At 48.2% G+C, this 14124-nt stretch carries 12 protein-coding genes; 10 read left to right on the top strand and 2 right to left on the bottom strand.

Translation table 11 applies throughout. From position 1 onward, the window contains the following. On the bottom strand, positions 1 to 499 hold a 499-nt coding region (locus tag BLQ17_RS14485), incomplete at its 3' end, for a DUF1302 domain-containing protein (protein ID WP_176761245.1). Between the two features lie 189 nt (positions 500 to 688). Further along, entirely contained in the window at positions 689 to 1480 is a 792-nt protein-coding gene (locus BLQ17_RS14480) for a meso-2,3-butanediol dehydrogenase (RefSeq protein ID WP_092224079.1), read from the bottom strand. A gap of 967 nt (positions 1481 to 2447) precedes the next feature. Here BLQ17_RS14480 and BLQ17_RS14475 point away from each other — a divergent pair. From BLQ17_RS14475 to BLQ17_RS14430, 10 genes are all read left to right on the top strand, one after another. Continuing rightward, positions 2448 to 2870, top strand: a complete 423-nt coding sequence (locus BLQ17_RS14475; RefSeq protein WP_092224076.1) for a hypothetical protein — start codon at positions 2448 to 2450, stop codon at positions 2868 to 2870. 29 nt (positions 2871 to 2899) lie between these two features. Beyond that, complete coding sequence (locus tag BLQ17_RS14470) at positions 2900 to 3892, top strand: thiamine pyrophosphate-dependent dehydrogenase E1 component subunit alpha (RefSeq protein WP_092224074.1); 993 nt, start codon at positions 2900 to 2902, stop codon at positions 3890 to 3892. Positions 3893 to 3908: 16 nt separating this feature from the next. Beyond that, a complete protein-coding gene (locus BLQ17_RS14465) occupies positions 3909 to 4892 on the top strand; it encodes an alpha-ketoacid dehydrogenase subunit beta (RefSeq protein ID WP_245695151.1) in 984 nt (327 codons plus the stop codon). Between the two features lie 317 nt (positions 4893 to 5209). Beyond that, on the top strand, positions 5210 to 5824 hold the full coding sequence (locus BLQ17_RS14460; RefSeq protein WP_092224072.1) for a TetR/AcrR family transcriptional regulator: 615 nt from the start codon (positions 5210 to 5212) through the stop codon (positions 5822 to 5824). A 96-nt stretch (positions 5825 to 5920) separates the two neighbouring features. Then, positions 5921 to 7258, top strand: a complete 1338-nt coding sequence (locus BLQ17_RS14455) for a dihydrolipoamide acetyltransferase family protein (RefSeq protein ID WP_092224070.1) — start codon at positions 5921 to 5923, stop codon at positions 7256 to 7258. 57 nt (positions 7259 to 7315) lie between these two features. After that, positions 7316 to 8812: a lipoyl synthase gene (lipA, locus tag BLQ17_RS22935; protein ID WP_218121807.1), complete on the top strand. Its 1497-nt coding sequence runs from the start codon at positions 7316 to 7318 to the stop codon at positions 8810 to 8812. Positions 8813 to 8872: 60 nt separating this feature from the next. Beyond that, positions 8873 to 10273 carry a dihydrolipoyl dehydrogenase gene (lpdA, locus tag BLQ17_RS14445; RefSeq protein ID WP_092224067.1) on the top strand — a complete coding sequence of 467 codons (1401 nt, stop codon included), beginning with the start codon at positions 8873 to 8875 and terminating at the stop codon, positions 10271 to 10273. A 231-nt stretch (positions 10274 to 10504) separates the two neighbouring features. Continuing rightward, a complete protein-coding gene (locus tag BLQ17_RS14440; protein WP_092224065.1) occupies positions 10505 to 11560 on the top strand; it encodes a 2,3-butanediol dehydrogenase in 1056 nt (351 codons plus the stop codon). 17 nt (positions 11561 to 11577) lie between these two features. Then, positions 11578 to 12897, top strand: a complete 1320-nt coding sequence (locus BLQ17_RS14435; protein WP_092224063.1) for an EthD family reductase — start codon at positions 11578 to 11580, stop codon at positions 12895 to 12897. A 523-nt stretch (positions 12898 to 13420) separates the two neighbouring features. Next, positions 13421 to 14020 (top strand): hypothetical protein, encoded by a 600-nt coding sequence (locus BLQ17_RS14430; protein ID WP_092224062.1) that lies wholly within the window; start codon positions 13421 to 13423, stop codon positions 14018 to 14020. The last annotated feature ends 104 nt before the right edge of the window (positions 14021 to 14124 follow it).

The raw sequence follows: 14124 nt of genomic DNA, 5'->3' as shown, positions 1-14124 counted from the left end.
GCGAGGTATCAAGACCGCCGACGTCAAAGCCGGAATAGAGAAAGTAGTCAAGCATCTCCACTTTCCTGCCATGCCATTTCTCCGTCTTGTCGGTAAAGCTGTCATAGGCAACGGATATATTGTTGCTGGTCAGGGGGGAATCGTGGTCGTTGCTTTGGTTGTATACAAAATCATACCAGCCGTGAGCCCTGGTGAAGAGGCCGAAGTTGTAGAGGGGACCCACTTCGCCGAAATTGAGGTCTGCTTCGGTAAGCACATCGAAGCGATTTTTGATCAGGCTCCACCGGTCGAAGTTCCGGTTGCCGTCATCACTGTTCGGATCGGCGATCAACTTGCTATCCCGGTCCTCAATACGTTGAGCTACGGAGTAGCGCAGGGTCGTGTCCCAGTCAAGGGAGATCCCGTTGCCAAGATCAAAATTAAGCGCGTACGCGCCGGTTGTCGCCGACAGACTGCCCAGTATCGTCACGGCAACACCAAACAACCTCATTCTGTTCATGCAACGCCACCTATGAAACAGTGGTCCGCATGCTGTATATCGTTTGCTGATCAAACTGCTGGGGATTACTTCTATTTGGTCATGTTGCATTATAGGATCAATCGCTTCTTTCTTCATCCACAGCCTCCTTTTTACCTATCTCTACAACGTTAAAATTCGCCCTCAAACCAAGATGTTATTGTTCTGCAATCAGGGAAGCGTAATATCGCCAAGCTCACGATACGCGTCATATTGGCCTGTCCATGCCATCACACCACCGTCTATCTGCATTATATTTCCCGTCACAAATGAGGCGTCATCGGAACCGAGAAACGCTACAACCTTGGCAACTTCCTCAGGGCGTCCCGGGCGCCCCAGGGGAGTGTTCTTTTTGAACTGCTCCAGAATTCCCGGATGAGCGATCAAAGGGCTCGTCATGGGCGTTTCAATCAGGCCGGGACAGACCGCATTAACACGGATGTTATCTCTACCGTAGTCCAGGGCCAGGTTGCGCGTATAATTCACAACAGCCCCTTTAGCGGCAGTATAAACGCCATAACCGTAGTCACCTCTCATTCCCGAGACCGATGCCGTGTTTATAATTACTCCACCACCTGCTTTCATCATATAAGGGATGACAAAACGACAGAAGTGATAAATAGAATCGACATCCACCTTCATGACCTTCTCCCACACCTCCGGCAACACCTTATGAGTCCTGCCATAGACACCTATCCCTGCGTTATTGAAAAGGATATCTATTTTTTCATGCCGTCTGATCGTCTCTTCGACAATGTGCCGGATCTGCTCTGATTCGGATACGTCCGTTTTTATAAATGCAGCCGCATTTCCCAGAGACTCTGCCAACGTCAAACCATCTTCTTCATTGAGGTCGGCAATCATCACCTTGGCGCCTTGGGCGACGAACTCCTTGACGGTTGCCGCACCGATACCGGATGCGCCTCCTGTAATCAAAGCCACTTTACCTGCCAATTTCGTCATATTTGCCCCCTGTCGTGTTGATGTTTGAATTCACTGGTTCTTATTTGCAGTTAGCAACCCAGCGTTGCATCACACCCTCTACACCTTCCCTTACGCTGCTGCGGTGGTGGCTGCCATTGCCATATGGCAGGATCGGCACAAAAGCGAAAATTGCCGCACCAGCTGAATCCTTGACCGTAGATCTATTTGCTGCGCTCTAGGATACGGCCAAACTCAAGACAAGATGGTAATGCGCGCATGCCGCCAGCTACAAATTTTGTATATTCAATATATTGCACCCCACAGAAAATTTATTTTTTTGCTTAAACGAATATCCTTCGACTCCATAAACCTCATTTTTGTTCTATCTGACCAGTCAGATAATAATTGCCTACACCTGTGCTGAAGTCAAGTCCAATTTATACAAAAGTAAAAAAAAATATATGTATAACTTAAGGCTCCACACCTCCTCGGATTTCTTTTAACCAGCAATACCAGTGGCTGGTAACAGCTCTATCTCTCATGGGAAAGTAAAAAAACAGCAGGATGAACACAAGAATGATACGCCCCAGAATCTCGGGTGCTGGGGGCTATCAGGACAACACGAAATCTTTCTATTTTTCAGCTACCGACAAAAATAGAATCCTTCTGCCATAATACCGAAATCCCAGGTTGGTGCATCGCGACTTTCTGTATGTTTTTTTTGTTACCGGCTCTTCATGCAAAATTACAGCAGCTGTAAAAGTGAACATGCGACCGGATTTCAAGTTGCTCGCAGACTCTATCGCAACGAGGAATATTTAAGGCTCAATATGATTTTTTTTTAAAAAACATTGACACAAAAAATCAGCTGATGTTATATAATACTGACCGGTCAGATAGATTGCGGCAAATCGTGGCGCACACTGGTCCAAACGCTTACAAGCGCAGCTTGTATAACATGTGGATTTGGCTCTAATAACCCGAAGTTATGGCAAAAGGAGGATGTATGGGAAAGTATATCACGAATATTGATCAACTGTACAAAGGGATTAGCGGTATGTTCGGGTCTGCAGACCAAGTGCCGGAAGTAAAACAGAAAATTCTCAATACAGGATTGGTTCTTGAGCTGCATTACTTGAATCCTGAAGGCAAAATAGTTATCGATGCTTCCTCCGGGGAGCAGATAAAAGTATACACCGGGGAGTGGCCGGACAGTGTAAATCCAAAGGTGAAGATGGAAATGGATTCGGATATTGCGCACTTATACTGGCTGGGAAAGGTTAATTTCATGATGGCTACGTTAAAAAAGGATATCCGTACAGTAGGAAATTTAGGAGAAGTTTTGAAACTGGTTCCGGTCCTTGGGCCTTTATTTGGGTTGTACATCAATTTTCTGAAAAATAACGGTATGGGAGATCTGGTGGTTTGATCAATACCTCTACTATGGAGATGAAAATTATGGGTACGAAATTTAAACTCAAACAAAAAAAGCAGGTAGGCAAGGATGCCGCACTGGCTTTGCTAAAAAGAATGCTCCTTATCCGGCGCTTTGAAGAAACCCTCGCCAGGTTATTCGCAGATAGTGAGGTGAAGGGTTTTGTTCATCTTTCAATCGGCCAGGAAGCATGTCCTACCGGTGTCTGTGCGCACTTGACCAACGATGATTATATAACCAGTACACATCGTGGGCATGGACATTTGATCGGCAAGGGAGGCGATATCAAGCTTGCCATGGCTGAGCTTTTCGGAAAGACCGAAGGCTACTGCAAAGGCCGGGGTGGCTCAATGCACGTAGCCGCTTTTGACCTCGGTATCCTGGGTGCCAACGGCATAGTCGGGGCGGGACTGGTATTGGCAACCGGGTCCGGGTTTTCTGCCAAATACCAGAACAATGACCGGGTAACCGCATGTTTTTTTGGGGATGGAGCGAGCAACCAGGGAACGTTTCATGAAGCTGCCAACCTGGCTTCGGTCTGGAAACTGCCGATATTATTTGTCTGTGAAAATAATGGTTGGGCGGAATTCTCCCCCCAGTCCAGCCACCAGAAGATTGAAAAGGTTTCGACTCGTGCAGTTGGTTACGGCATGCCTGGAGTCACTGTTGATGGTGATGATATCGAAGCAGTCTATTCCGCCACCGCTGATGCCGTTGCCTGGATTCGTAAAGGTAATGGACCAATTTTACTGGAATGTTTGACTCACCGCTGGGAAGGGCACTATGCCGGAGATCCCCAACCATACCGTGATCAGGACGAACTTCAAGCTATAACCCAGCATTGTCCGATCGAGCGCTTTAAAAAACAATTGATCGAACGCAAGACGATCACCGCTGCAGAGTTTGAGGCTTTATCCGTCGAGGTAGAGAGCGAAATCGGCGAGGCCGTTGAGTTCGGGCGCCAAGGGACGGATCCGAATCCACAGGATTTTATGTCTTATATTTATGCAGATTAAGCAAGGAGATACGTCTATGAGTATGGGATTTAATACGATTGCCGGGGCCATTAGCCAGGCAATAACCGAAGAGATGCGGCGCGATGCCAATGTCGTTTTAATCGGTGAGGATGTCACCACGGGAATATTTGGTGTTACTGCCGGTCTGGTGGATGAATTTGGTACGGACCGTTTCTGTGATACCCCCATCAGCGAGAACGCTATCATTGGCTGTGCAGTTGGGGCCGCGATGACAGGAATGCGACCGATAGCTGAGATTATGTTCCAGGATTTCCTGACTTGTTGTATGGATCCGATAGTCAATCAAGCTGCGAAGATGAGTTATATGTCAGGGGGCACCTTTAGTGTGCCGATGGTTGTTCGCAGCCCTGGAGGAGCAGGCCTCGGTGCAGGCCCCCAACACAGCCAAAGCCTTGCTTCATGGTTCATGGGAGTCCCGGGACTCAAGGTGGTGTCGCCATCAAGTCCCATAGACGCCAAGGGCTTGTTGAAATCTGCGATACGCGACAATAATCCGGTGATTTTTCTTGAGAATAAACTGCTTTATTTTGAAAGTGGTGAAGTGCCCGATGATATTGATTTCACAATACCACTGGGCCAGGCGAGCGTATTAAGAGAAGGCGATGATGTCACAATTGTCGCTGTTTCCGGGATGGTTCCTCGTGCTTTGCGGGTTGCCGACGAACTGGGCGCTGAAGGGGTCTCCGTTGAAATTGTCGATCCGCGGACATTGTATCCCCTCGACACCGAAACAATTCTTCAGTCGGTCAAAAAAACCGGACGTCTGGTGACAGCCGAAGAAGGAGTTATGACCTGTGGTGTTGGTGCCGAACTTGCTGCTCTTATTGCTGAAAAGGCCTACGATTGCCTGGATGGACCGATCGTCAGGGTTGGCACTCCCCATGTGAATTACGCCTATAACCAGGAAATGGAATGGGCTACGATTCCAGATGAACAGGATCTTGTCAGGGCGGTTAAAAAAGCGATAGGCCAAGAATGAGAAATCTATAATTACAGATAAGCTATCTGGGTTGTAATTTGACAGGTTCTGCCGAGAAGATCAAGAGAGAGGCAAATGCATCAAGCATAACCTTTCCAAAGTCATTATGAGTGAAAATTTGACAACCTCGTAAAAAATCAGTATGCGGCTCTCATTCGTGTGGATAGCAAATTGATTATACAAAAGATTTTTGTTTTCAAGTAGGTTCTCAGCGTTACCAATGGTATATTTATGTTTTGCTAAAATTCCACAATGCAGCACAACGGATATTTTACTTTGTATCAGATCGAACAGTATGATGATTACAGGAGACAGTTATGGCGGAGACAGTGGTTCTTAAGGGTCTTGCTACAGAAGAGAAAAAGGTACTAATTCTCGATGCTTGTTTGCGTAGTCTTGCCCAGCACGGTTATGGCAAAACAACCTTGGATATTATTGCGCAAGAGGTGGGCGTCAGCAAGGGGACCTTGTCATATTATTTCAACAATAAAGAAGAGTTGATAGCAGCCTCGATAGAGCATAGTGGTAATAGCATCCTGGAGACTTTTAAGGAAGCTATTGCGAATTATGATGAACCGCAGCAAAAGATTAATGTGGGGCTGAACATTCTTTTTGACTTTTTTTACAATGATTTCGCATACATAAACGTTTACTACGACCTTCTTGCGCAAGGGCTCTATTCAGAGCGACTCCGTCAGCCCCTGAAGAATGTCACTAAACGATTCAGAGATATTTTCCTGGAATTACTCATGGATGGAGACTCTGCTAAGGCGGTTAACGATAAAAGTAATACCATGATGAAAGCCGCAATGCTGGCTTGTCTCGTCGATGGTATTGTCAAACAAATAGTTATAGATTCAGAGGCGTTTCGCGGAGTTGATGTGCGTAAAGGGATGGAGAATATATTCAATAAAATTTGTGAAACGATATAATCGTCACCAACAATTCATCGGCAGGTGCCGGTGAAGAATTTGCCAAAAATCATACTGACTGTGCAGATAGATTTCTTGGTAAGGAGAAAATAAACTATGGGTAAAATTGTAATGCCGAAGCTCGGCCTGACAATGAAAGAGGGAAAGATCACCAAATGGGTGAAAAAGAATGGCGACATGGTTTATGAAGGTGAGACACTGCTTCACATCGAAACGGAGAAATTGAGTAACGAGGTTGTCAGTGTTGAAACAGGTATCCTCCACATTCTAAAAGAAGAAGGTTTAACAGTTGCCGTCGCTGAGGAAATTGCAGAGATTCTCAGTGAAAATGATGCACTCGAAGTAAACACCGGAACTGAAAGTTTGCAAGATGCAGCGAGTGGCGAGGGAGTTGGTCCAGCAACGCCCCGGGAGAATGATAACAGTTCGCCTGCTGTTGCCGGAACAGGAAAAAACCAGATTCGGGCCACCCCTGCCTCCAAAAAACTGGCAAAAGAAAAATCGGTGGATCTTGCCCTTGTTACCGCAACCCGGAGTGATGGGACAATCGACAAGAGGGCCGTGCAGAATTATCTGGCTCTTGAAAAAGACCATCAGGTCGCCGCTACGCCATTGGCCAAGCGCGAAGCCGAAAAATCAGGTATCGATTTAGATGCAGTTGCAGGAACTGGCGCGCGGGGCAAAATAATTGAAGAAGATGTTTTGAAAGCCAAACAAGCCGGGCAAAAGGATGTGGAATCAGACTCGGTTGATGAACTGGGAAGAAGCTATCGACGGCGCCCCCTGAGTTCGTTGCAGAAAGTCATGGCCAGGCATATGAGCGAATGTGCGGCAACGGTCGCTCCGGTGACGTTGACAGCCGAAGTGGATATGACCGAATCCACCAGGATGAAAAAATCGTTACCGTTCAAAACCAGCTTTACTGCAATTATGGCAACGGTGGTTTCCCGGGCGTTGGTCAAACATCCTGGCATAAACGCCACTTTGGCAGGGGATGAACTGATAGAATACTCGACTGTCAATCTCGGTATCGCCGTCGATACCGAGCAAGGACTGCTGGTTCCCGCGATTTTTTCTGCGGAACAGAAGTCATTAGTCCAGATCACCGATGATCTGGGTGGGATTGCGAGCCGGGCTCGTGAAGGCAAACTGAACATGGACGAGCTCACTTGCGGGACATTCACCCTGACTAATCTTGGTATGTTTGGCATTGATCGTTTCACTCCGATTGTCAATATTCCGGAAGTAGCTATTCTTGGTGTCGGCAATATCTTTGACAAATATGTTGACATTGAAGGTGCGATGGTGAAGCGGCCCTGTTGCAGCTTCAGCCTGACGTTCGACCATAGAGCTATTGATGGCGCAGGTGGTGCCAGATTTCTGGCAACCGTGAAAGAATACATGGAGAACCCCTACTCCTGGTTAGCGGGATGATCGATACTGTAGAGGAATCCTTGTTTACGTTACACTGGTAAATTCGACAGGCATCGTATGAACAACGCATTGCTTATAGACCTTGGAACACTGCGGTATGATTACGTTTCAGATCTGCAGAAAAACCTTGCGGTTCTTCGTTTTCAGAAGAAAATTCCGGATCTGCTGCTGCTGGTCGAACATCCTCCGGTGGTTACGGTCGGCAACAATGGAAGTAAGCTCAACCTGAACTATCCTGAGGAAACATTACGGGCGCGCGGAATAGAAATTCACCAGTCCGATCGCGGTGGAGATCTGACTTATCACGCTCCAGGTCAGCTGGTGATCTACCCCATTCTCGATCTCAACCAGCATGGCAAGGATTTGCACCTGTACGTTCGTAAACTGGAAGAACTTGGCATTCGAATTGCCGCCGATTATCAAGTCACGGCCCAACGGCGGGAAAAAAAACCGGGGGTTTGGGTTGGAGCTTTTAAATTAGCAAGCATTGGTGTCAGCTGTAAACAGTGGATTACCCGGCATGGTATGTCCATCAATGTCAACAATCGACTGGATGATTTTTCGGTAATCAATCCGTGCGGGTTTGACAGCAACATCATGACCTCACTGGCTTTTTTGACAGAGGAAAAAATTTCCCCGCAGCATGTGACAAAAAAGCTGGTGAACCATTTTACACAAATTTTCTCACTCGATTTGCAAATATCTGGCTTGCCCGCTGCGGGTTTGCGTCAACCACCCTGGCTGTATAGCAAACTTCCCGTGGGAAATGTCGTTGAAGAGACGCAGGCGCTGCTTGAGGGGTTAAACGTCAACAGTATCTGCAGAGAAGCCAATTGCCCCAATTCCGGCGACTGTTTTCATCATGGCATAGCCACTTTTTTGATCATGGGAGTCAATTGTACCCGTAATTGCAGCTTTTGCGGCGTAACAAATGCCCCCCCCCGACCCCTTGACCCAGGGGAACCGAAACAGGTTGCACTCGCCGCACAACGACTCAATCTCAAACACGTCGTGATTACTTCGGTCACCCGTGATGACTTGCCCGATGGCGGAGCTGAACATTTTTCCAGAACAATCAAGGCGGTAAGAGAGGCTTTGCCCGACATAATTATCGAGGTGCTTATTCCCGATTTTAAAGGGGACGAGCAGAGCCTTGGCACTGTCATTGCCGCACAACCGGATATCCTGGGTCATAACGTAGAAACCGTTCCCAGGCTTTACCCGAAGATGCGCCCCGGTGCCAATTATAAGCGATCTCTCGCTTTGCTGAAGAATGTTGCTGATCACCAATCCGGGATTGTTGTAAAATCGGGAATTATGGTTGGAGTTGGGGAAACGGTAGGTGAGGTCAACCGGTTGATGGAAGATTTGCATGTTGCCGGTTGCCAATCATTCACCTTGGGGCAATATCTCAGCCCCGGACCCGGGGCTTTTCCAATCTACGAATATATTACTCCGCCCATGTTTGATGCCTATCAAAATAAGGCAGAAAAAATCGGATTTACAACAGTCATGTGCGGACCACTGGTTAGATCATCATATGCAGCCGGATAAGCTCGAAACAATCAAACTCTTCTTGATGGGATTCATCATATTCACTAAAGGAGGTAAACTTTGACTGATCAATCTTACGATTTAGTTGTGGTCGGCGGTGGCCCCGGCGGGTATGTCGCCGCGATTCGCGGTGCACAAATGGGGATGAAAACCGCGCTCGTAGAGCGTGAACACCTTGGTGGAATTTGTCTTAACTGGGGATGTATCCCGACAAAAGCGCTGCTGCGTAGTGCTGAGATCTACCGATTAATGAAACATGCCGATGAATTCGGAATGATAACACCCGATGTCAAAATTGATATTGATGTGATCGTAAAACGCTCTCGAGGGGTCGCTTCGCAACTTGGGGCCGGGGTCGGTTATTTGCTGCAGAAAAATGGTGTCACTGTGCTGGAGGGGACCGCAAGTTTACAAGGAGGTGGACAACTGGCTATAGCTGCAGAGTCCGGCAACATTATCATTTCATCCACGAACATCATTTTGGCAACCGGAGCGAGGCCGATACGGATCAAGGGATTGGAACCAGACGGGGAATTGGTATGGACCTACAAGGAAGCGATGGTGCCGGCGAAGGTTCCCGGACGCTTGCTCATAGTCGGTGCCGGTGCAATAGGTATTGAATTTGCCTCATTTTACAGCGAATTTGGCAGCGAGGTAACACTGGTAGAGGCGTTGCCGCAAATTCTTCCGGCAGGAGATGTCGAGATCTCCAACATGCTTCAGCAAGAACTCGAAACCCAGGGGATAAAGATCTCCACTTCAACATATCTCGAATCGATAGTCAAGCAGTCCAGTTCCGTGGATGTCAGCCTGAAAACCAGCGATGGAGAAGTGTCTCAGGAAAGTTTTGATCGAGTATTGCTCGCCATGGGTGTGGTTGGTAACTCTGATAATATCGGTCTGGAAAATACCAAGGCCAAGGTGGAGAAAGGTTTCATCAAGGTGGATGAATGGTTGCGCACTGACGAACCCGGGCTATTTGCCATTGGTGATGTTGCAGGTGCGCCATGTTTGGCTCACAAAGCGAGCCACGAGGGGGTAGTCTGTGTCGAGAAAATCGCAGGCAACAAATCCGTCCAGCCTGTTAAATCCAGCAGGATTCCATATTGTACCTATTCTCACCCCCAGGTTGCATCAATTGGATTAACTGAAAAACAGGCGCAGGAAAGAGGATATAAGATAAAAGTCGGTCGTTTTCCGTTTGTAGCAAATGGAAAGGCTGTCGCACTGGGTGAAACAGCAGGTCTTATCAAGACCATTTTTGACGCGGATCGCGGGGAGTTGCTTGGTGCGCATATGATTGGAAGCGAAGTGACGGAGATGATCCAAGGTTACGGCATTGCCATGAACCTCGAGACCACAGAGGAAGAGCTGATGCACAATATTTTTGCCCACCCGACCCTATCCGAGGTGATGCACGAATCAGTTCTGTCCGCTTTTGACAAAGCGATTCACATTTAAAATCCGGTTGCATAACTGTGAATCGCTGACCAGCCGGGGGCAGGCAAGGACCAAGATCACCCGGAAGGGGCGGAGAACAGATTGGAAATTTAGCAGCTGTTTTTTAAAAAAATAGACCGTGGAGTTATATAATTATGCGGCCAAGGGGCATCGCTGTCACAGAGTTACATCCTGCTCTGCAGCAGTGGACTTTTTAACAACCTATCAGCAACCTTGAAAAGGAAGTGACAAATGAAAGCAGCAGTTTGGCACGCCAGAAAAGATGTGAGAATTGAAGAGATCGCGGAACCGTCCAGCCCGGAGCCAGGTTGGGTCAAGATAGAGGTTGCTGCCGTTGGCCTCTGCGGCACAGACCTGCATGAATATGCTCATGGCCCGATCTTTACCTGCGTTGACCAGCCGCATCCATTGACCGGCCACCAAGGTCCAGTAGTTATGGGTCATGAGTTTTCCGGCAAGGTCGTCGAGCTGGGGGAGGGGGTCGATAACGTCACGTTGGGTGATCGCGTTGCAAGCATGGGAGGAATGTGCTGTGGAGAGTGTCACTACTGTCAGCAGGGGTTGCTGCATCTCTGCCTCAAGGGGGCCATGTTCGGCTTCCATATAAATGGTGCTTTTACCCGTTATATCAATGTCCCGGCCACTGTCCTTTTTCCTTTGCCGAACTCGGTGACCGACGTTGTCGGGGCGATGGTCGAGCCGTACGCCGTCGGTTTGCACGCTGTTCGTCAGGCGATGGTCAGGCAGGGGGATACGGTTGTGGTATTGGGAGCAGGACCGATCGGACTGACTGTCCTGCAGTCAGCTTTGGCCGAAGGGGCGGACAAGGTCTTCGTTCTGGAGCTGTCTACTCATCGCCAAGAGCTTGCTATGCAGCTCGGGGCGGCGGCCGTGATCGACCCGGGTGAAGTTGATCCGGTCGAAGAAATAAAGCGGCTCACCGATGGTCTCGGTGCTGATGTCGCGATCGAGTGTATCGGGCACAAGGATACCGCGCCGCTGGCGGTCTCTCTGATTAAAAAGGCTGGCTGTGTGGTCCTGGCAGGTATGTTCACTGATGCGAGCACGATCAATTTTCTTGATGTTGCGGTCGAAGAAAAACGGATCGTCGGGAGTTTCGGCTATTTGATGGAATTTCCTGAGATGATCCAGATGTTTTCCGAAGGGAAAATTGATCCTAAGCCGCTGCACAGTAAAACCATCGCTCTGGACGACCTTGTGACAGAGGGATTCGAGGCTTTGCTGAGTAAAGATAATACCAACATCAAGATTATCATAGAACTCTAAGGGGTTAGGCAATACTTATGAAGCATAATATCACACTCTGCCAGGTCGCCATGAGCGTCACTGACCTGAAGACAACCTTTGCCTGGTATCAGGACATGTTTGGTTTCCTGCCAAGCGGCGGTACTGAAGAGTTTTGCGGCCCACTGTTCGAGGCCATTCAGGGAATTCCGGATGTTGCCAGCAAAACACTCTGGGCAGTGGACCAGCAAGAGTTCTTTCAGTTGGAATTCTTCCAATTCAAAAGCCCTGAAGTGCGCCCCTTGCCCAAGGACTGGAGACCATGTGATATAGGGTACAACGCCCTCGGGCTGCATGTCGCTGATTTCGATGCGACGCTTGCCCGGTTGGAAACAGCCGGAACGAAACTGCTGTCCGCACCTGCGGGTTCGAAGGGATCGCGCCGGGTCTGTGTGAAAGATCCGGAAGGGGTGTTGCTGGAGATCATGGAGGACGATCCCTGTGCCGCTGATGCCACACCACGCCCGCGCCCGAAGGTTCCGGTTGCTGTGCGCAGTGTCACCATGTCCGTCCCCGACCTGGAAAAATCGAAAAAGGTCTTTATCGATGCGTTCGGCCTGAAAGAGGCTGCAGGGGTGACACTGCACACACCTGAACAGGAGGCGCTCTTGGGCCTGGAAGGAGCCAAGCGAAAAGAACTCCTGCTGTTGGCCGGAGACATTCTGCTGGAAGTGGTGCAATACCTTGATCCGGTCGGCAAACCCTGGCCCGAAAAGTATCGCATCAGTGACCAGGGACTGCTGAATGTCGCCTTTGGCTGCAAGAATGCCCAGGTCTTTAACGAAACCTACGCGCGCTGCATCGCCGCAGGTTATGAGGGGAACTCGGATCCTGTCGTAACCCCAAATGGTGGGATGATCTACTTCAATGACGATCAGGGCTTCAGCATAGAGATGCTCTTTGTGGACGACGCAATGGCTGCCCAAGTCGGTTTTCAGACGGTGGGAACCTTCGAAAAAGCAGACCATATTTTAGATCCGCTGCCGGATCTGGGCGGTGCCATGGTTCGGGTGTCCATCCTTTATCCGAACAAGCCTGACGGGAATTTTAATCAGGAGTATTATGCGAGCACTCATGCCGAACTTGTCTCAGAATTGTTGAGTCCCTGGGGGCTGGTGCGGATTGAAATTGATCAGGGACTTTGCGGAGTTGCCCCGGGTTCTTCGGCACCCTTTGTCGCTGCTGGCCATCTCTATTTCAAAGACCTGGTGGATTTTCAGGCTGCATTTGTCAAGCATGGCAGTAAGCTGATGAGGGATATGCCGAACTATACCAACATTGAACCGCAAATCCAAATCAGCGCTGTGGTCAAGAATTGAATACCTGATGAGTCATCATCCTCCGAACCTGCCTGGGGATTTTTAACCAGGGCTGTAAATCCATAGAGTTTTAAAGAGGATCTCTTTTTACTATTGATCTAGCTGACTTGCCATCTATTCAGTGAAAACCTTCATCTTTTAGGTATGAACAGCATTCATTTCTCTTGTTATCGGTTTTGTTGATTATAAGAGAAAATATCTTGACATGGCAAAAGGCAGATATTACGCTGTTGTTGAAGTAACTATGTTACCGTAACAACGTTAATCGGTTGACCATAGCTGGATATGCACCAGGCAACTATTTGATAAACTTTTAATGGAGGTCAAGTTTCAGAAAGAAAAAGTGAGAAGTGGTCATACAGAAAACTTTAAGACTTTGGCCTGATTCTCACTTGGAATTCTAAGTTTGAAAAGAAGACTCTTAAATCGGCGGACAAACAGGTTTGCACCGCCAGTGGCAACTCACTGTAATTAGGTACTCTTTGAAAAAACCTTAGATTTCGATATCCGCCGGATTAATAAAATGACCAAGGACATTCTTGTTTTGCTGGATTTAGCAGTCAACTTAGTTTTAGGTGTGTTTTTTCTGCATACGGCAATCGTCAATGCTCTTACAGAACTCGTGTTGTTCAGACCGGAAAAAAGTCTTAAGGGAATAGTCGACTTGACGTATAAAGATTCCCGATCTGTCAAACCTTCGCCTAACCTGCCGCAAAACGGGACTGAAAATCCATCCTCTATTTTCTTCCGCCACGATGAACTCAGATGCGGGCAAATGGATAGCTCTGGTTGCGGCATTCAAACACCTGATCCGGATCGGTTGGCTGATTCCGGCTGGAACTTGCCCAAAATCCCCCCCCTTGGTTTGCCTACCCGAGCGGCGCTGTTGAGTCAACGCAATCACCACAATGCCGAATTTCTGGTCATCGCCGAACCGGGTACATCTTTCTGGAGTTGTAACAGCAGCATCCTAACAGTCAAGAAGCATTGTGGAGATTCAGAAACCTATACGAAGATGCTACAACATTTTCAGGAAAAAATCACAATATGCCAACCCGTGAGAACAGTGCAGCAAGTCCGTTGGCCAGTGGTCTACGGGGTTGTAACCCAGTTAGTTTTATGACGTGACGAGTCGAAAAATTCATCCGATTCGTATTTTTTCGATGAAGCGTTTCACGTTGAATTTGATGCCGTAACGTCAATTGCCGATAACTCAAGGTTAAACAG

Source organism: Desulforhopalus singaporensis, from assembly GCF_900104445.1.
GTDB lineage: Bacteria > Desulfobacterota > Desulfobulbia > Desulfobulbales > Desulfocapsaceae > Desulforhopalus_A > Desulforhopalus_A singaporensis.
The sequence above is the reverse complement of the archived record's forward strand: the minus strand, read 5'-3'. Positions and strand labels throughout refer to the sequence as shown.